Here is an 18,812-nt window from a genome sequence, read left to right as displayed (position 1 = left end):
CCACGCGGACTTCTTGTTTATTTCTTCATTTTCGCCCAAATTGTATCTAATTTCTTCATAAACTCTTCTTCCGTCATTTGTTTGCCTGCATAAGACTGCATTGCTGCGCCTACTTCTTGAACCGTTCCTTCCGGATATTTAAACCAGTTCCAAGACAATGTTTTACCTTCTTCAGAGTATTTTAAGATATCATCAGATAAAGAATCGATTCCTTTTCCGTCGATGTTTTTGAACGCTGGAATGAACTTGAACTTTTCAACTAAGAATTTTTGACCCTCTTTAGAAGAAACCATCCAATTTAAGAATTCCTTCGCTGCTTTTTTATCTGCATCTGGCGCATTTTTGTTCACTACCCAGTTATTTGGAACCCCGATTGCTAATTTATCATTTTTCTTCGCATCGTTGCTGATTGGCATTGGGATAAAGCCCATTTTCATGTCCGGATTGATTTTCGTGATCATATTTACCGTCCAGTTACCTTGTTGCATCATCGCTGTTTCACCAGAAGCAAATTGAGTAACTTGTGTATTGTAGTCTGTCGTTAGTGGATTTTTATTTCCATACTTTAACGTTAAATCGAACAGATTCATAAATTGCTTAAACGTTTCATTGCCTTCAAATTTTGCTTTTCCTTCGTTTAGACCTTTAATAAACGCATCTGGATCGTCTTGCTGCGCCATTGGAATATTAAATAAGTGGTTACCTAGCACCCACCACTCGCCGTATCCGTTAGAAAATGGCGTAATGCCTTTTGCTTTAAGCTTTTTAGAAGCTGCTTCTAATTCTGGCAGCGTCTTAGGCAATTCTTTAATGCCTGCTTTTTCAAATAAATCTTTATTATAAATAAAACCATAACCTTCTAAGTTTAGCGGCTGACCATAGATTTTCCCGTCCATTGTCATCGGTTCTTTAGCGATATCATACAAATTATCTACCCACGGCTGATCAGATAAATCTTCTAATTTATCCTTCCACGTTTGCGCTTCTTGGAACCCTCCATTATTGAAGATATCAGGTTCATTTCCAGAGGCAAACTGTGCTTTTAATGCTGCACCATAGTCCGCGCCTCCGCCGACTGTTTGGATGTTAAACTTTACGTTTGGATGTTCTTTTGTATATTCATCCGTTAATTCTTTCAGCTGATCTGCAATTTCCACTTTAAACTGGAACATATCAATAACAACTTGATCACCTGAGCCTGTTGATTTACTTGCTTTTGAATCCGTACCTGAGTTTGAACATGCTGTCGCAAATAAAAGTGATGTTGCTAACACGCCAGACATTATTGAAAGCCTTTTCATTTTCATTCGTTTTGCCCCCCTTGATATCTATCTCTCTTTATTTTACCGATTCTAGGACATTTGAACAGGTAACAATATTGAACAACCGAGTGGAAAATATTGAACACCCTCTTTCAGCACCCTTCGACAGGTCTCTCTTCTTCCGCAAAAATTTCTATAATTTTTTTTGGCTGTTTTATTCCACCTAATAACATTTATAGACAAAATTATGTTAATATGTAGAGTGATAGATTCATAAGAAAATTTATGAATTTTTTTAACTTGTATAAACGAAGTGAAGGGGTTTACATGAAAACTAAAAAGCGCAAAAAAACACATGTCTCATTTAGAATTAACTGGCTGTTTATTGTGGTTTTCCTGCTTTTTTCTGCACTCATTTTACGATTAGGCTTCGTACAGATCGTGTACGGAGAGAACTATAAACGAGAAGTTGAAAAAACAGAAGATGAAACGGTAGATTCACCGGTTCCTCGCGGAAAGATGCTAGACCGCTATGACCGCGTTATCGTGGATAATAAACCGTTGAACGCTGTCACGTACACGCGTTTGAAAGGCGTCACTCAAGAAGACAAGCTAAAAGTAGCTAAAAAGCTTGCCACTCTTATTGATGTTCCTGTTACAACAGACGTTTTTGGCAAATCGGATAAAAAGAAAGATAAGAATACGATTAAGCTAACAGAACGTGACTTAAAAGATTATTGGATTGCAACTCACCCAAAAGCAGCAGCGAAAAAAATTACCGCAGCGGATAAGCAAAAAGTAAAAGAAGGTCAACTTTCTGAAGATGATTTGTATCCTCTTCAGCTGAAGCGCATCACAAAAAACGAACTTTTGTCGGTGAAAGATGACCTTGAAGTGATTGCTATTAAAAGTAAGATGGAAGGCGGCTACGCGTTAACCGCTCAAATTATTAAAAGCGGCTTAACTGATAAAGAGCTTGCCGTTATTAGTGAGCAGCTGGGTGAATTACCGGGCGTTGATACAACAACTTATTGGGATCGTATGTATACATACGATGACTTACTTAGCACATTGCTTGGTAAAATCACATCAGCTGATGAAGGCTTACCAAGCGAAAACTTGCAGTACTACTTATCACACGGCTACAGCCGTAACGACCGAGTAGGAAAAAGTTACTTGGAAAAGCAGTATGAAGACGTCCTTCGCGGTCAAAAAGCTCGCGTACAAAACGTAACGGACCGCTCTGGCAACTTAGTTAGTCAGGAGACCGTTACTGAAGGTCAGCGCGGCAGTGACTTAATTTTAACGATTGATATGGAGCTTCAAAAGCAAGTTGAAGATATTTTAACAAAAGCTGTGACATCCGGAGCAGCTGGTTCACGATTAATGGATCGCGCGTTTGCTATTATGATGGATCCTCACACTGGAGACATTTTAGCAATGGGTGGCAAACAGCTCGTTACAGATAAAAAGACGGGAGCGCGAAAAGTACAAGATTTTGCTCTTGGTAACATGACCACTTCTTATGAAGTAGGTTCGGCTGTAAAAGGAGCTACTGTTCTTGCAGGTCTTGACTCAGGCGCTATTCAGCCCGGAACGGTGTTTTATGATGCACCGATGACATTTGCTGGGGGCACTAAGAAAAAGTCTTCACATAATATGGGAGCTACTGGAATCGAAAAAGCTCTAGAACAATCATCAAACGTATTCATGTACCGCACGGTTATGAGCATGGCTGGTGAAACGTACCGCCCTGGCGGCAGACTGAACATTCCACCTTCTACCTTTAATAAGCTGCGCTCATACTATAGCCAGTTTGGTCTTGGAATTTCAACGGGCATCGAATTAGAAAACGAATCAACGGGTATTCGTAACAGCGTCACAAATGAACCAGGTAAAGCACTAGATTTTGGTATTGGACAATATGATACGTACACGCCGCTTCAGCTTGTTCAATACATTTCAACGATTGCAAACGGCGGCTATCGTATGAAGCCACACTTAGTAAAAGAAATTCGTGAGCCTGAGCTTGATAGCGAACTAAAAGGAAGCGTACAAAGCTCGTTTGAGCCGGAAGTATTAAACCGTATTACAATGAGTCAATCGGAAATTGATATTGTTAAGCAGGGCTTCCGCCGCGTAGTTACTAGCTCACATGGTACAGGTCGTTTACTTAATGCAGGGAAATACCGTCAGTATAATATTGCGGGTAAATCAGGTACAGCTGAAACCTTTAATAAAGGCGTAAGTGTCCGTAACTCTACATTCGTTTCATACGCGCCTTATGATAATCCGGAAGTAGCCGTAGCGGTTGTCATCCCTTCTGCTTATGTAGCAGGTACATCTAATACGTTAAGTAAAACTATTACAGGCGATTCTATTAAAGCTTACTTCGACCTTAAAAAAGAAGGCGAAAAAGAAGTAGAGCAAAAAGAAGAAGATGCAAAAACAGGAAATACAGAATTAAACGGCGTAAAAAAAGATGATAATGAACAATAAAAAAGGTCTCGTCATGAGACCTTTTTTGTTTTTTCTATAAAAAAAGCCCATCTCACTGAGACAGACCGCGTAAAAAGTATAGTTCAATTAATTCAGCAATTTTTTCTTCTGAAAGCGGCTCATGCCGTTTTTCCCAATCATAGACGAGTGCAATGTACATTTTAAATAATAAAAAAGCTGTGAGCTCCGGGCTGCACGGTTTGATTTCTTTTTTAGAAATCGCAATTTCAATTTTATTTTTTATATAAGTCAAAATCTCTTCTTCTACTCGCACCAGCACTTCCTGTACTGCTGTAGTGCCTAACTGCTGTTCTTGCACGAGCTTTAGCATGAGCTGATGCTCCGTGCGGAACTCTAAGATTCGAAAAATAGCTGCTTGGGCATTTTCAAAAAAAGGACGGCTGCTGTCAATGACAGTTTCAGCTGCATCTGTCATTTCTCGAATCATTCGTGTAACAATTTCATCGAATAACTCTTCTTTGTTTTTAAAAAAAGTATAAATCGTTCCTTTTCCGACATTTGCAAGCTTCGCCACTTGCTCCATAGTCGTTGCTTTATATCCAAACAGCGCAAATGATTTTGACGCTGCGTCAACAACTGATTGCTTTCGGTCTATAGCCACGTTATCCCCTTCTTTCTGACCAAATGAATATTTCAGTCAACAAGTACGGTTTTACTATAGCATAAGTTTCTTTTGCTTTTCAACCACAATCTCTTCTCTTAGCATAACCTTTCTCTTCAGGTAGTAGACAAAAAAGCGGAGCATTGATTCATCGCTCCACTTCTACAGCTGCTGCACGTATTTAACCGCTTTTTTAGCCACATCTTCTCCTTGCTCTACACATTCTGGTATACCTAGACCCTCGTACGAGCTTCCTGCTACATAAAGGCCGGCCAGCTCTTTTTCGAGCTGCTCGTTCATTGTATCTAGCATATCATGATGCCCGACCGTGTACTGAGGCATTGACTGCTTCCATCTCGTTACGGCGTAAAATTCAGGCTCAGCAGAAATTGTGATGAGCTTCTTCAAATCGTCTAGGACAATTTTGAAAATTTCATCGTCAGGCTGATCCACAATAGCTTCGTCTCCGGTTCGTCCAACTAAACATCTCAGCAGCACTTTTCCTTCCGGAACTGCGTGGGGCCATTTTTTATTTAACCATGTGCACGCCGTAATCGTGTAATCGCTATTTCTTGAAACGGCAATGTTCATTGCATCTAGATTGTCTTGCAGCGCTTCTTTTGCAAAGGCTATCACAACAGTAGCTACTGAAGTGGAAGGCATATGCTTCAACGGCTCGAATATTTTATATTCCGAAAGCATAGACTGAGCAGCTGCATGAGGAGAAGTTACAATAACGCTGTCTGCTTTTATGACTTTCCCGCTATTTAACGATAATTCATATGTGGTATCTTCTTTATAAATTTTCTCTACCTTTATTCCTTTTGTAATAATATCAGGATCTATTGCTTTTTCTACCCCATCTACTAGCGATTGAAGACCTTCTTTTAATGTTAAAAAGACGCTATTTTTTTTAAACTCCGAATCATCACCGTGCTGTGGGTGAATTTCTTTTAGCTTTTTCATTCCAACAATTAAGCTTCTATACTTATGTTCAGCATGCAAAAACTGTGGAAATGTTGATCTTAAACTCAAACGATCAACGTCTCCTGCGTAAATTCCTGATAATAGAGGCTCAATTAAATTTTCAACAACTTCATCACCAAACCGTCTTCTAAAAAATACGCCTAGCGAACGGTCATCCTGATTTTTTGTCTTCGGTATAAAAAAATCAGCTGCTGCGCGCAGCTTGCCAACAGGCGAAAATAGCCCTGTTGTGATAAAAGGAGATAACTTGGTTGGTATCCCCATTACAGCACCATCAGGCAGCGCATGCGGTGTATCTTTTACCAGAATATAGGATTTTCCCTTTTCATTTCCGACTAGCTCCCGACCTAGCCCCACTTCTTTTGCCAGTTTTGTAGCAGCTAGCTTACGCGCTAAAAATGAATCAGGACCTTTTTCAAATAAATAACCGTCTCGTTTGACCGTTTGAATTTTCCCGCCAAGCCGATGCGTCGCTTCTATTAGTTGAAGATCAATAGGCAGCTGATGATCCTTTATTTTTTTTTGCAAATAATAGGCAGCTGAAAGACCTGTTATTCCTCCACCGATGATGACAACCTTTTTTCGTCTATCCGTCATGTTATCATCGCCTTTTCTGTAAAATTCAATATAAAGAGAAGCGATTATGGAAACCCATAGCTCGCTTCTTACTTTTCTTTATATTGATTATAAGTTACTTTTCGTCCCTGTTCAACGTACAAAGAATCTATATTGACTTAACGGGCAATTCGTTTTAACACAACTGTAGCTAACCCATCGATAAATTCAGGCTGTGCATTCGGCATTTCAGGACGGTAATAATCAGCCCCAATTTCATCTGTCACCACTTTGCATTCGTAGTCGTTATCATAAAGTACTTCTAAGTGGTCCGCGATAAATCCAACCGGGGTATAGACGAACGACGTATAGCCTTTTTCTTCATGCAGTTCTCTTGTTAAATCTTGGACATCAGGACCTATCCATGGCTCAGGCGTATTTCCAGCACTTTGCCAGCCAATTTCGTAATGTTCAATACCAGCTGCTTGTGCAATTAAATCCGCTGTTTCTTGAAGCTGATTTGGATATGGATCTCCTGCTGCAATAATTTTTTCTGGCAAGCTATGCGCAGAAACAATCAATACGGCTTTTTGGCGTTTCTCTTCGTCTATTAAATCAAACGTTTGTTTAACACGTGTAGCCCAGTACTGAATGAACTTTGGCTCACTGTACCAGCTTTCTACGGAATGAATGATTGGTCCTCCTAATTTTTCAGCTGTTTCTTTGGCGCGTCCATTATAGGATTTTACGCTAAACGTTGAAAAGTGAGGTGCAAGCACAATGCTGACCGCTTCTTTAATTCCGTCTTTATGCATGGCTTCTACTGCATCTTCAACAAACGGTTCAATATGCTTTAAGCCAAGATACGCTTTAAATTCAATTTCATCCTGTACTTCATTCAAGCGCTTTTCTAGACTTTCCATTTGCTGCTGCGTAATTTTTGCAAGAGGTGAAATGCCCCCAATTGCTTCGTAGCGGTTTTGTAAATCTTCCAAGGCTTCCGGTGAAGGTTTACGTCCGCGGCGGATATGTGTATAGTAACGTTCAATATCTTCTTCTTTATATGGTGTTCCATATGCCATTACAAGTAATCCCATTACTTTTTTACTCATGTGTTCGACACCTCTTTGTTAGATTCAATACTTGTCTTCATTTTGCCATGAATAAAAAGAAAAATTCAAAGTTTAGCGCTCCAAATTATTTGACAATTTATTGTCTATTTGCAGAATATTCATGAATAAAGGTTGTTAAACGCTTCAACGTTTCCGGCTGAACCTGTGGAAAGACGCCGTGCCCCAAGTTGAAGATGTAACCAGGACTGGCCATCCCTTTATCTAATATTTCTGTTACACGTTCTTCAATAACTTCCCATGGAGCTAACAAAATAGCAGGATCTAAGTTTCCTTGCAGTGTTTTTGTTAAGCCTAGTGCACGTGCTTCATCCAGCTGTGTTCTCCAATCTAATCCCACTACATCCAGCGGCAGATCATGCCATTCTTTTGCCAAATGACTTGCTCCTACTCCAAACATAATGAGAGGTACATTTTTTTCGCGCAAAGAGGTAAAAATCCGCTCCATAACAGGCTTTATAAAATAACGATAATCCGCTACATTTAAAGCCCCCACCCATGAATCAAAGATTTGAATGGCTTTTGCTCCAGCGTCAATTTGCGCTTTTACATATGTAATCGTCATATCTGCTAACTTATCCATTAGCGCAAACCATGCTTTAGGTTCCGTGTACATAAATGCTTTTGTTTTATTATAGTTTTTTGAAGGTCCTCCTTCAATCATATAGCTTGCTACTGTGAAAGGAGCACCGGCAAAACCAATTAGAGGTACGTTTAACTGTTCTGTTGTTAACAGCTTAATCGTATCTAATACATACGGAACATCTTCTTCCGGGGTAATTTCTCCTAGCTTTTCTACATCGCTTAAAGATTGAATTGGATTAGAAATGACAGGACCAATTCCTGACTTGATTTCAACATCCACTCCAATTGAAGGAAGCGGTGACATTATATCTTTATATAAAATAGCTGCATCCACTCCGTACTGTTCAACGGGCAGGCGTGTTACGTATGCCCCAAGCTCCGGCTGATGAGTGATTTCAAATAGAGAGTACTTCTCTTTTAGCTTTCGGTATTCCGGCTGTGAACGCCCTGCTTGGCGCATATACCAAACCGGAACATGATCCGTTTTTTCCCCTCTACAGGCTTTTAAAAAAGTATCGTTAAACGTTCCTTGACTCATAATTTCCACCTTTCTCGATTGTCTTCCATCCGTATTTTCTTCGATTAGACAGACAATAATCAGCAAAGGAACATACCGGTTCCTCTACTGATTAAAGTTTCACGTTATATTCTCTACTTGTCACTATACCCATTTCTTTACGACTTGTATAGCCACCTGCTAAAAATGTCAAAAAATCGCCCTACTCTTCTTTTTTTATTGAAAAAGAGCAGGTGTTACTTCGGTGGATTTTTTTCCTTTTTGTTGTGTTTGGGAATTGTAAGGAACTACATAATAAGTAGGACTGTCGAGCAGATTCACACGCTCTTTTTCAAATGCTCCTTTTCCCTTCACTTTGCCAATCAATTCGGCTTTATCCCCTTTTTTCTCATAAACATAATAAACAGCTCTTTTATCAGGTGAAGGTGTCCACGATAAACTTACCGTTAGCAAACCAAATGGATGGAATGTTAATTCTTGTTTTAAGTCTTTAACTTGCTCTAAACGTATTGGTTTTGGCAGATCTTTAACGCCTGCTGGCTTTTGAAATGCAGCTTCGTCGTAACCAGCTCTTGTTAGAATGTCTTTAAATAATAGAGTTGGATAAGAACTTCCCTTTGTTAAATAGTGCTGGTCATTTGTAGAATCATATCCCATCCACACGCTTCCTACAACATCTGGGGTATATCCAACAAACCAAGCATCTCTTGTGGCTCCTTTAACATTCGTATACGAAGTAGACCCTGTTTTTCCTGCTAACTCTCCTTTAAACTCTCCATTTTTTGCCGTTCCTTCTTTAACAACTCCTTGAAGCATTTTTGTCACATACCAAGCCGTCTGTTTTGAAAATGCTTTGTGAGTGTCGGGAACAGCTTTTGCAATCACTTTTCCATCTTGATCTTTTATCTCTTGAATAAAGTACGGTTGGATGTTTTCTCCATTTTCAGCAAATGCCCGGTACGCTCCTGCTAATTGAAACGGTGTAATTCCTTCTTTTAATCCTCCAAGAGCAATCGCAAGCCCTTTATCTTCTAACGGAATTCCTAGCTTTGTGAGATACTGCTTGCTTGTTTCAACTCCTAGCTGATTCAATGTCCAGACGGCAGCTGCGTTTTTAGAATCTTTTAGGGCATCGTACATCGTTACCTTTTTAGCATATTGCCCGTCTACGTTTTTAGGTGTGTATCCCCCGTAGCTTCTAAGCTTGTCTTGCAGCAACGAATAAGGCTTGAATTGACCTTCTTCTAACGCAGGGCCATATACCGCAATAGGTTTCATCGTAGAACCTGGCTGTCTTTTGACATTTACGCGGTTGAGCGATTTTTGTACATAATCTCGTCCTCCCATAACAGATAAAACTCCTCCGCTTTTGTTATCGACTAATACAAAAGCACCTTGGGCACTGTTATCTGTACCTGGAAAATAACGATTTTCTTTCATCAGCTCGTAGGCGGCTTCTTGTACTTTTATATTCATCGGTACTTTGACCGTATAACCTCCGCGCAGAAGCTCATTGCCCGAAATGCTGTATTTCTTCTCTGCTTCTTGGATAACCATATCGATATAGGTTAAATACGCTGGATTTTTAGCCTGCTCCTTTATGTTCAACCCCAGCGTTCTTCCTTGCAAACGGACATTTTTTTCAGCTGATAAATAACCTGCTTTTTGCATGGCATTTAACACAACATTTCTACGTTCTATACTTTTTTCTGGATGTAAAATAGGAGAATAGGAATTCGGTGCTTTTGGCAGTGCAGCGAGAAGTGCACCTTCTTCTACCGTTAATTCGGAGACATCTTTATTGAAGTAAAGCTTGGATGCAGCTTGGATTCCATAGGCTCCGTGTCCAAAGTATATTTGATTCAAATACATTTCAAGCAGTTTTTGCTTACTGTAACGCTGCTCCAAGTTAATGGCCACCACTACTTCTTTTGTTTTTCTAAGCAGCGTTTTATCATTCGATAAAAACACATTTTTAGCCAGCTGCTGTGTTAAAGTACTTCCTCCTTCAACACTTCCCCCAGCCAATATATCTCGGTATAATGCTCGGCCAATAGATTTAAAATCGATTCCGTGGTGTTCATAAAAACGAACATCTTCAATTGAAATAAATGCTTGTTGCACATGCTTTGGAATCTTGTCAATTGAAACCAAGTCCCGATTTTTCACATAGAGCTTTGTTAATTCGTCTCCATTTTCATCGACTAATCTCGTAGCCGAGTCCATGACGATTTTTTTCTCATCAATTACATAGTTTCCAAGAAACAAGATGATAATATATCCAATCAATCCTAATAGAAAAATTCCAGCTAAGGCAGCAATTGCGTATAAGCCTTTTTTGTACATCGTGCCACCCCTTTTCTTCTGCTAAACTTTTGATAATATGGAAAACAACTTCATCAATGTTTTACTTTACCATCTTCATTAGAAGTTCACAATTTTTGAATTTTTGTGTGTAAAATTTTATAATTTTAGTATGATTTACAATTGTAAATTGTATGCAATTCCCAATTAGAAAGGAAGTATAATCCATGAAGATCTTTATTACTTACGGAACAGGCCCTTACCTTCAAAAGTTGATCGACGAACATCCGAGTGAACGTTTATTACTGCTTCACAAAGATGACGATCAATTTGCACTAGTCCACGAAACAGATGGAGATACAATTTTTAAAGAAGGACATGCTTATGAAGTATTAGATGCTTCTGGAGATCTTGCAGATAGCGGATTTGCTGTACTAAATAATATTTCAGTTACAGATGAAGGCCGTCCTTTGTTTGAACAGCGATTTAGCCAACGCGCTCGTTTAATTGAAAATGAAGCAGGCTTTTCAGCTATTCGTGTGCTTCGTCCACTGCAAAATGACACATACATTATCTTTACAGGATGGAAAGATGAAAGTTCATTTAGCGATTGGCAGTCTTCAAAAGCCTATAATGAAGCACACAAAAAACGCGGTACGTCAGAAGGCGTGGATCAGCAGCCATCGATTTTCTCTCGCCCTTCTTATGTGACTTCCTACCACGTAGTTAAATAAGTAAACCTCCTCCCAGTAGGCGAGTATCACAATAGGCACAAACGTCATATTGTATACTACATCACCTATTGGGAGGAATTTTTATGGGCATAGAGCTTGGAGCTCTTCATTGGATGTATGTCCTTTTTATCGCCTTCATTATTGGCTTTATGATTATGCGGCGAGATACGAGTATCCTTTGTATACTCGGGATTTTTTTGCTTTCCTTAACGGCTACCTCTTCGTTAAGCCACTCCGTCAGCGCTGTTTTTTCCAGCTTCATTTATGCCATTACAGAACTGCTTCCTACCATTTTAATTATTTCAATTATTGTATCCATGAGTAAAGTCTTAATGGCTACAGGAATAAATGAATCGATGATTTCACCTTTTGCTCGCCTCATTAAAACACCTACTCTTGCCTATTGGGTTATTGGATTAGTTATGATGACCATCTCCTATTTTTTCTGGCCTTCTCCAGCCGTTGCTTTACTTGGAGCCGTGCTTTTACCAGTTGCCATCCGCGTAGGGCTTCCAGCTATAGGCGTAGCTGTAGCGATGAATTTATTCGGCCACGGCGTTGCGCTTTCAGGAGACTTTGTTATTCAAGCTGCCCCTAAGATAACCGCTGACGCAGCAGGTCTTCCGGTTCACGAAGTTGTTCAGGCAAGTATCCCTCTTGTCATTGTGATGGGAGCCGTTACAACGATTTCTGCTTTTTACTTCCTAAAAAAAGATATGAAGCACAATAGAATTCAGGCTCAACCGACCATTTTAACAAGCAGCTCTTCTAACCAATCCACACCTCTTTCTCCTTCATTACGCCGGGCTTTAGCCATTATAGTTCCTCTTTTCTTTGCTATAGACGTATGGGCAATGTTCGCTCTTCATTTACAGGGAGGAGATGCCACTGCTCTCGTTGGAGGTACAGCTCTATTTATTTTAGTAGTGGTGTCGCTTATTGCTCACAAAGGAAAAGGTCTCGAACAAACAACTTCCTACTTGATTGAAGGCTTGCAGTTTGGGTTTAAAGTATTCGGTCCCGTTATTCCGATTGCCGCTTTTTTCTATTTAGGAGATGCTGGATTCACAGCAATCATTGGTGACTTTCTTCCAAAAGGATCACATGGACTTGTCAATGACCTAGGCGTTGCGCTTGCTTCGACTGTACCGTTAACTGCACAGGTCGCTACTGTGACGATAACTGCGCTAGGAGCTATTACAGGGTTAGACGGTTCAGGCTTTTCAGGTATTTCACTCGTAGGCTCTGTCTCTCATTTATTTGCATCTGCTTTAGGATCGGGCGCTGCCACGCTAACTGCTTTGGGGCAAATTGCTGCGATTTGGGTTGGAGGGGGAACGTTGATTCCATGGGCGCTCATTCCAGCTGCTGCGATTTGTGGAGTCAGTCCGTTTGAACTCGCTAGACGCAATTTAAAACCTGTAGCGATTGGATTAGTTGTTACAACGATTGTCGCAATGTTCCTAGTTTAAACAAAAGCCCCCTTCTTTTGATGAAGGGGGTCATATGTATATATTTGTTACATACCTTTTGGAAACTCTTTTTCCGCTGACGGCCTTACATACGCATAAACAAGCGTATAGAAGAAAATGCCTACAATTAGCCACATAAGCCCTAAGCTGTAGCCAGCTAATACATCTGTTAAAAAGTGTTCTCTTAACAGAATACGGCTCACGCCGATTAACAAAACAATTAAAGTAATTGCCCGCTGATACCACTTGGCCACCTTTTGATTGTTTATATGCTTGATCAGAAAAAAGAAAATCAGACCGTAGATAAGAATTCCCATCATTGCATGGCCGCTTGGAAAACTGTAGCCTTCGATGCCTTCAAGAGGACGGGCTCGTTCTACCGCATCTTTAACTGCTTTATTAATAATATCGCCGCTTAAAATAAGTAAAAATGAGGATATCATGCCAATATAGTCTTTTTTTAAAAATAAAAAAACAATAAGTACAGCTAAAAGAACCATAATCATCACTTTTGAAGCTAAAAAAGACAGGCCGTGAAAAACAGATGACGCTGACTGAAGAATAGTGCTGTCATCTATAGCTGAAACAAGCCAGCGGTCTCCTTGAAAAGAATCTGTCGACACAGCAAACAACACTCCTAAAAAAACGAGACCCGCAATCCCAAACGCCCACATCAATTTTTTGTACAGAGATACAGTTTGTGAATCTACCATATCGTTACCTCCTATTATCTCACGAGAAAATTGGTAAAAAACTCATTCTTTGTCCCTATTTCTCATCTTATGTATCTATTATGTATATAAAATATTTCATGATTCAATTACTTTTTTCAATAACAACGCTTACATTCTTTTCTTTTTTATAGATAATGATATAATGATTAAAATGTCAAAAAATTCAAAACTTTATTCAACTTACACAGAAAGGATATGGTTATGTGAACTCCAAGCTACATACTTTACTTGAAGAAAAATTTGATGAAATGGTTCAAATTCGCCGATATCTGCATCAGTATCCAGAACCGTCTTTTAAAGAATTTCAAACTGCTGCCTACATTCGGTCTTTTTATGACAAAATCGGTATTTCTTATCGAGCAAATGTAGGAGGAAATGGCATTGTAGCAAGTATTCAAGGAGGAAAACCTGGTCCTACTGTAGCTTTGAGAGCCGACTTTGATGCCCTTCCTATTCAAGATGAAAAAGATGTACCATATCAATCAACTGTTCCGGGCGTGATGCATGCTTGTGGTCACGATGGTCATACGGCTACTCTTTTAGTCCTTGCTAAAGCGCTTTTTGAAATAAGAGATTCTCTCCCTGGTAAAATCGTCTTCATTCATCAACACGCCGAAGAGTACGCTCCCGGAGGCGCCAAGTCCATGATTGAAGACGGATGCTTAGACGGTGTAGACGCAATATTCGGAACACATTTATGGTCATTAACTCCGACTGGTGTGATTCAATATCGAACGGGCCCTATTATGGCTGCTGCTGATCGCTTTGAAATTACGATCAAAGGAGCAGGCGGACACGGTGCACAGCCCCATAAAACAAAAGATTCAATCGTCATCGCCTCTCAGCTTGTTGTTAATTTACAGCAAATTGTAAGCAGACGTGTAAACCCAATTGATTCAGCGGTTGTGAGCATAGGTTCTTTTGTAGCAGAAAATGCCTTTAATATTATTGCTGATTCTGCTCGACTAATTGGAACGGTAAGAACATTTAATGAAGATGTACGAAACGATGTCGAAAAAGAAATCGAACGAATTGTCCAAGGTACGTGCTTAACAGCTGATGCTTCTTATGAGCTAAGTTATACGCGCGGCTATCCTTCCGTCGTCAACCACCCGGAAGAAACGGCCTTTCTTGCTTCTGCTGCTTCTCAAGTCGATGAAGTTCATACAGTTGAAGAAACAGAGCCTCACATGACCGGGGAAGATTTCTCTTATTATTTGCAGCATATTAAAGGAACGTTCTTTTTTACAGGAGCTCAGCCAGAAGGTGTAGATACTCCTTATCCTCATCATCATCCTAAATTTGATTTTAACGAAAAAGCAATGCTTATCGCAGCTAAAACGCTTGGTACAGCTGCTGTTGAGTATTTAAAAGAACAAGCTCATTTTAAAAACGTAATAAAAGCGAATTAATTATTCAGCAAGCATTCGTACAGATAAGCAGACGAGTGCTTGTTGTTTTATTTTAGGAACCTTTTTCTCACTTAAAACGTAGTATTTATATCGACTGAAATGAGGTGACTTTTTGAATACGTATGAAGAAAAAGTGTTACAAGAAGCTGAACATTGGAAATTCAGCATGTTGAAACGACCTTCTAAATTCCAAAGGACTGCAAAATCTTTACAACTTAAAATCAATGAAAAAATTCCTGCTAAAGTCCATAAGATTATGACTGAAAGCATAAAAAAAATGGTTGAAACCACGCTTGTTGGATCCGATTTCACCACTAAAAAAAGAGATGTCAGCGGTCTTTCATTTGAAGAAAAAGAGAAAAAAATTTTGGAGTTCATACCTAAGTATAAAAAAACAGCTGCTGTAGAAGGCGCTGGTACTGGTGCGGGAGGTCTCCTTTTAGGTGCAGCAGATTTCCCGCTTCTTCTTTCCATTAAAATGAAGTGCTTATTTGATATTGCCTCTACGTATGGTTTTGATGTAAAAGAAAAAGAAGAACGCATTTATATGCTGTATATTTTTCATCTTGCCTTTTGCAGCGAAGACCATAGAACGAAGCTGCTTGAAGTAATAGAAAGCTGGGAAGAAAAGAAAGAGGAACTTCTTGAGCTCGATTGGAAAGCTTTTCAACAAGAATACCGCGATTACATTGATGTTGTGAAAATGTTTCAGCTGATGCCGGGAATTGGAGCAGTTGTAGGTGCGTATGCCAATTATCAGCTTCTTGATCATCTCACAAAAGTAGCGATGAACGTCTATCGCTTTCGAATATTATCTTCGTCTCAAAAGTAGTCTAAAAACGTAAAAAAGCTCCATTCGGAGCTTTTTTACGTTAATTTTTTATTTACATATGCATTTACAAATAAGTGAATAAATATAGCACCTGCTGCCACGGAAAGCAGTGCAGCAACTATATTAGAAAAAGCCACCACTATGGCGAGCACAAGAATTTGTACATACAGCGCTTTTTTCCATACGTCCAAAAATGCCCTTTTTCGTTCTTTAGCTTCGACTGGATAAAGAGAAAGCCATAAAATTTGCTTGTGCTGCTTCCAAAGCGGGAGTAATTGAAAACCCGTCATGTATACAACAAATAAAACAACCACTATATTCCCGTATTGAAACGGCGCAGCTACAATTAAAAATCCGCCAATGACAGTTAAGCGAACGAGCAAACTTAAATAATCTCCTGATCGCAAAAATGTTCTGGTGTACAAGTAATGGTAAGTGGCATTTTGACGAAATGGAATACGTGCTAAGAGCCAATCTAAATATCTACGGCGTTTGATTCGTTCTTTTACTTGTGGAACATCCGTAAATAAATTAGCTAATCGATAAAAATAGCCCATGCGCTTTTCTTCTAAGTCAATTAGCTTTTCCCATTTAATCGGCTTTCTTTTTGTAAGCGAGCGATAATAAATGGCTAGCGCAATCATAATTACCGCTACGATTCCTGTAAAGAATGCGTATGCATGCGAAAATAAGAAATACGTAAAAACTGCATTCAAGAAAAACCTGACGATATAATCTGTCCACTTCGCCCACTTTTCTTCAAACCATACGGCCCACCAAGACATGCCTAAGTTTACAACTTTCAGAATGAGTAATAGCAGAAAAAACACAAAAACGTTTGAGTAAGAATCGTGCATTACCTTTACTTGAAGAGGTGCTGCTGCACCAGTTGCAAATAATAAAATATAAAGCTGAATCGTAAAGGTAAACCAAAAAGATTTTTTAAAATAAGGCTGCAGCTTCGTCTCCAAAGGAAGTAAAAAGACTAAATCAGGTCGTTTTAAAAACGTTTGAATTTGACCCATGGTTAAAATCAATCCCATAAGAATCGCAATCACTACAGCCGAAGGAAACGCAGGTGTTAATGTACTCAGCCACTGTTGATAATAGTAGGCTAAACCGCCAATCGCAAAAATTAACACTAATTTAATATGGTCATTTAAGATATATTTTGTATATCTTCTTACATCCACTAAATATTGCTGAAATCGTTGCTTCCATAATGCATCAATCTTACTCATAGCCTTCTTCCTTTGTTAATTCAATATAAATTTCATCAAGAGTAGCATTGCGCATCTGAAATTCTTCTTGAAGATCTTTAAGCGTTCCTTGCGCTCTTACTTCTCCGTTATGTAAAATAACAAATTTATCGCAGTAGCGTTCCGCGGTCGCCAAAATGTGTGTGGACATTAAAATGCCTGCGCCTTGCTTTTTCATATCCGTCATCAAATCAAGTAAAGATTGAATACCAAGCGGGTCTAAACCTAAAAAAGGTTCATCAATAATATAAAGAGACGGCTGAACCAAAAAAGCGCACATAATCATAACCTTCTGCTTCATTCCTTTTGAAAAATGCGCAGGGAACCATTTTAACTTCCGGTCTAAACGAAATTCTTTTAAAAGCGGCTGCAGACGTGCTTCATATGTTTGAGGCTCAAGTCCATAAGCCATAGCTGTCATATCTAAATGTTCTTTTAATGTTAGTTCATCGTATAGCACAGGAGTTTCTGGAATAAATGTAAACTGACTTCGATAACCTGTTGGGTCTTGTTGAAAGGTTTTATTATTAATGGATACACTTCCTTTTTTTGCTTCCATTAATCCAATGATATGTTTAATCGTTGTACTTTTGCCGGCTCCGTTTAAGCCGATTAACCCAACTAATTCACCTGCATTTACATCAAACGATACATCTTTTAAGACGGGAGTTTTTGTATATCCCCCTGTAATATTGTTAATTTGCAATAAAGAACCCATCACGATCTCCTTTTATTTGTTCTTTTTTGTCTCCAAGCGCAAGCGCTATTTGCTCTATTGTACCAAATCTTTTTCTTCCCCACATCGTTTTCAATTTTTTTCGGTTAATTTTCCCAGAATATAATCGAAATATCGGGACATTCTATATAGGGAAGAAGGAAAACAAGTTATTGATTACAACTAATCATTACAAAGCTTCTTACATTTGGGATGAGGTGTCTACAGCAGGCATATTTCAGAAAACCTTATTGTAAATCGATGTATGTTTGATTCATAAGGGGATGGTAGTCATGAACGTAGTAAGAATATATATAATGGGTAGACAATAATGTTCATTTATTACTGTGTAAATGAGGTGTTTGTCAAAGACCAAGAACGATTTCGTTCACATTGTATATTTTTTAGCTCAATGCTTAAATGAGGTGTTTGTTAAAGAGAATATACTTTTTCAAGTGACTGTTTCATTAGGCAATGCAATTACGTAAATGAGGTGTTCCTTAAAGATCATATGCTGCATTAAAAGCTATTTTTTCCTTCTTCACATGACGGGATGCATAATCGTTTGCATCCCGTTTTTGTGTATAAAATGCCAGTAGCTATTTCTTGCCTACTGATTGCATTTCTACTTTGTGGTAAAATAAACGTACATGTATACCCATACATTTATATTGGTAACGGAAGGTGAACATAATGAGCACACATGATGAAAACTGTATTTTTTGCAAAATTATTCGCGGTGAAATCCCAGGTGCAAAAGTATTTGAAAATGAACATGTATTAGCTTTTTTAGACATTAGTCAAGTAACAAAAGGTCATACGCTGGTGATTCCAAAAGTACATAAAAAAGACATTCACGAACTAACGCCGGAAATTGCGCGCAATTTGTTTGAAGTGGTTCCTCAAATCGCAAATGCAATTAAAGAAACATACAGCCCAATCGGCTTAAACATCTTAAATAATAATGGTGAAAAAGCTGGTCAATCCGTGTTTCATTATCATATGCACATTATTCCTCGCTACGGGGAAGGCGATGGCTTTGGCGCGGTATGGAAAGAGCATACAAGCGAATACACGCCTGAAAAACTTCAAGAAATCGCTGGCAATATTTCTTCTCGCCTTTCTTGAAACAAAAAAAGCTTACACATGTAAGCTTTTTTTGTTTTATCTATTGTTTATAATATAAAATTCAA

Annotated in this window: 15 protein-coding genes; 6 read left to right on the top strand and 9 right to left on the bottom strand. The window is 39.0% G+C overall.

The window, feature by feature from the left end:
• Nucleotides 1–17: 17 nt before the first annotated feature.
• A complete protein-coding gene (locus tag U9R83_RS03090; protein ID WP_034654463.1) occupies nucleotides 18–1,307 on the bottom strand; it encodes an ABC transporter substrate-binding protein in 1,290 nt (429 codons plus the stop codon).
• Nucleotides 1,308–1,589: 282 nt separating this feature from the next.
• On the opposite strand from U9R83_RS03090, the gene U9R83_RS03085 reads away from it, so the two are divergent.
• Nucleotides 1,590–3,761, top strand: a complete 2,172-nt coding sequence (locus tag U9R83_RS03085; protein ID WP_014461658.1) for a peptidoglycan D,D-transpeptidase FtsI family protein — start codon at nucleotides 1,590–1,592, stop codon at nucleotides 3,759–3,761.
• Between the two features lie 52 nt (nucleotides 3,762–3,813).
• Here the strand turns inward: U9R83_RS03085 and U9R83_RS03080 are convergent, their stop codons facing one another.
• The 5 genes from U9R83_RS03080 to U9R83_RS03060 form a co-directional block, all read right to left on the bottom strand.
• Nucleotides 3,814–4,383 carry a TetR/AcrR family transcriptional regulator gene (locus tag U9R83_RS03080; RefSeq protein ID WP_042992340.1) on the bottom strand — a complete coding sequence of 190 codons (570 nt, stop codon included), beginning with the start codon at nucleotides 4,381–4,383 and terminating at the stop codon, nucleotides 3,814–3,816.
• 162 nt (nucleotides 4,384–4,545) lie between these two features.
• Nucleotides 4,546–5,967, bottom strand: coding sequence for a protoporphyrinogen oxidase (hemY, locus tag U9R83_RS03075; protein ID WP_028412543.1), 1,422 nt, complete (start codon nucleotides 5,965–5,967; stop codon nucleotides 4,546–4,548).
• A 137-nt stretch (nucleotides 5,968–6,104) separates the two neighbouring features.
• Nucleotides 6,105–7,037 carry a ferrochelatase gene (gene hemH / locus U9R83_RS03070; RefSeq protein ID WP_028412544.1) on the bottom strand — a complete coding sequence of 311 codons (933 nt, stop codon included), beginning with the start codon at nucleotides 7,035–7,037 and terminating at the stop codon, nucleotides 6,105–6,107.
• Between the two features lie 97 nt (nucleotides 7,038–7,134).
• Nucleotides 7,135–8,178 carry a uroporphyrinogen decarboxylase gene (gene hemE, locus U9R83_RS03065; protein WP_013055329.1) on the bottom strand — a complete coding sequence of 348 codons (1,044 nt, stop codon included), beginning with the start codon at nucleotides 8,176–8,178 and terminating at the stop codon, nucleotides 7,135–7,137.
• Between the two features lie 195 nt (nucleotides 8,179–8,373).
• Complete coding sequence (locus U9R83_RS03060) at nucleotides 8,374–10,503, bottom strand: transglycosylase domain-containing protein (protein WP_243550232.1); 2,130 nt, start codon at nucleotides 10,501–10,503, stop codon at nucleotides 8,374–8,376.
• A 185-nt stretch (nucleotides 10,504–10,688) separates the two neighbouring features.
• Between U9R83_RS03060 and U9R83_RS03055 the strand changes: the two genes are divergently transcribed.
• Both U9R83_RS03055 and U9R83_RS03050 read left to right on the top strand, forming a co-directional pair.
• Nucleotides 10,689–11,195, top strand: a complete 507-nt coding sequence (locus tag U9R83_RS03055) for an antibiotic biosynthesis monooxygenase family protein (protein ID WP_013055327.1) — start codon at nucleotides 10,689–10,691, stop codon at nucleotides 11,193–11,195.
• An 83-nt stretch (nucleotides 11,196–11,278) separates the two neighbouring features.
• Entirely contained in the window at nucleotides 11,279–12,667 is a 1,389-nt protein-coding gene (locus U9R83_RS03050; protein ID WP_243550230.1) for a hypothetical protein, read from the top strand.
• 47 nt (nucleotides 12,668–12,714) lie between these two features.
• On the opposite strand, the gene U9R83_RS03045 is transcribed toward U9R83_RS03050, so the two are convergent.
• Nucleotides 12,715–13,380, bottom strand: a complete 666-nt coding sequence (locus U9R83_RS03045; protein ID WP_028412547.1) for a phosphatase PAP2 family protein — start codon at nucleotides 13,378–13,380, stop codon at nucleotides 12,715–12,717.
• Nucleotides 13,381–13,604: 224 nt separating this feature from the next.
• Here U9R83_RS03045 and U9R83_RS03040 point away from each other — a divergent pair, with 224 nt between their 5' ends.
• Both U9R83_RS03040 and U9R83_RS03035 read left to right on the top strand, forming a co-directional pair.
• Entirely contained in the window at nucleotides 13,605–14,813 is a 1,209-nt protein-coding gene (locus U9R83_RS03040; protein ID WP_042992343.1) for a M20 family metallopeptidase, read from the top strand.
• Between the two features lie 112 nt (nucleotides 14,814–14,925).
• Entirely contained in the window at nucleotides 14,926–15,645 is a 720-nt protein-coding gene (locus tag U9R83_RS03035; protein ID WP_014461668.1) for an EcsC family protein, read from the top strand.
• A 35-nt stretch (nucleotides 15,646–15,680) separates the two neighbouring features.
• Here the strand turns inward: U9R83_RS03035 and U9R83_RS03030 are convergent, their stop codons facing one another.
• Both U9R83_RS03030 and U9R83_RS03025 read right to left on the bottom strand, forming a co-directional pair.
• Nucleotides 15,681–16,886, bottom strand: coding sequence for an ABC transporter permease (locus U9R83_RS03030; protein ID WP_014461669.1), 1,206 nt, complete (start codon nucleotides 16,884–16,886; stop codon nucleotides 15,681–15,683).
• A complete protein-coding gene (locus U9R83_RS03025) occupies nucleotides 16,879–17,622 on the bottom strand; it encodes an ABC transporter ATP-binding protein (protein ID WP_013055321.1) in 744 nt (247 codons plus the stop codon). Before U9R83_RS03025 ends, U9R83_RS03030 begins: the two co-directional genes overlap by 8 nt.
• 690 nt (nucleotides 17,623–18,312) lie before the next feature.
• Here U9R83_RS03025 and U9R83_RS03020 point away from each other — a divergent pair.
• Nucleotides 18,313–18,747 (top strand): HIT family protein, encoded by a 435-nt coding sequence (locus U9R83_RS03020; RefSeq protein ID WP_014461670.1) that lies wholly within the window; start codon nucleotides 18,313–18,315, stop codon nucleotides 18,745–18,747.
• Nucleotides 18,748–18,812: the final 65 nt, after the last annotated feature.

It is taken from the genome of Priestia sp. LL-8 (assembly GCF_036227845.1).
GTDB lineage: Bacteria > Bacillota > Bacilli > Bacillales > Bacillaceae_H > Priestia > Priestia zanthoxyli.
This window is presented reverse-complemented; position numbering and strand designations above follow the sequence as displayed.

Coding starts and splice junctions, on each gene's coding strand:
- hemY (WP_028412543.1), bottom strand. CDS start 5,967: ATGACGGATAGACGAAAAAAGGTTGTCATCATCGGTGGAGGAATAACA.
- U9R83_RS03025 (WP_013055321.1), bottom strand. CDS start 17,622: ATGGGTTCTTTATTGCAAATTAACAATATTACAGGGGGATATACAAAA.
- U9R83_RS03050 (WP_243550230.1), top strand. CDS start 11,279: ATGGGCATAGAGCTTGGAGCTCTTCATTGGATGTATGTCCTTTTTATC.
- U9R83_RS03085 (WP_014461658.1), top strand. CDS start 1,590: ATGAAAACTAAAAAGCGCAAAAAAACACATGTCTCATTTAGAATTAAC.
- hemH (WP_028412544.1), bottom strand. CDS start 7,037: ATGAGTAAAAAAGTAATGGGATTACTTGTAATGGCATATGGAACACCA.
- U9R83_RS03055 (WP_013055327.1), top strand. CDS start 10,689: ATGAAGATCTTTATTACTTACGGAACAGGCCCTTACCTTCAAAAGTTG.
- U9R83_RS03030 (WP_014461669.1), bottom strand. CDS start 16,886: ATGAGTAAGATTGATGCATTATGGAAGCAACGATTTCAGCAATATTTA.
- U9R83_RS03060 (WP_243550232.1), bottom strand. CDS start 10,503: ATGTACAAAAAAGGCTTATACGCAATTGCTGCCTTAGCTGGAATTTTT.
- hemE (WP_013055329.1), bottom strand. CDS start 8,178: ATGAGTCAAGGAACGTTTAACGATACTTTTTTAAAAGCCTGTAGAGGG.
- U9R83_RS03090 (WP_034654463.1), bottom strand. CDS start 1,307: ATGAAAATGAAAAGGCTTTCAATAATGTCTGGCGTGTTAGCAACATCA.
- U9R83_RS03045 (WP_028412547.1), bottom strand. CDS start 13,380: ATGGTAGATTCACAAACTGTATCTCTGTACAAAAAATTGATGTGGGCG.
- U9R83_RS03020 (WP_014461670.1), top strand. CDS start 18,313: ATGAGCACACATGATGAAAACTGTATTTTTTGCAAAATTATTCGCGGT.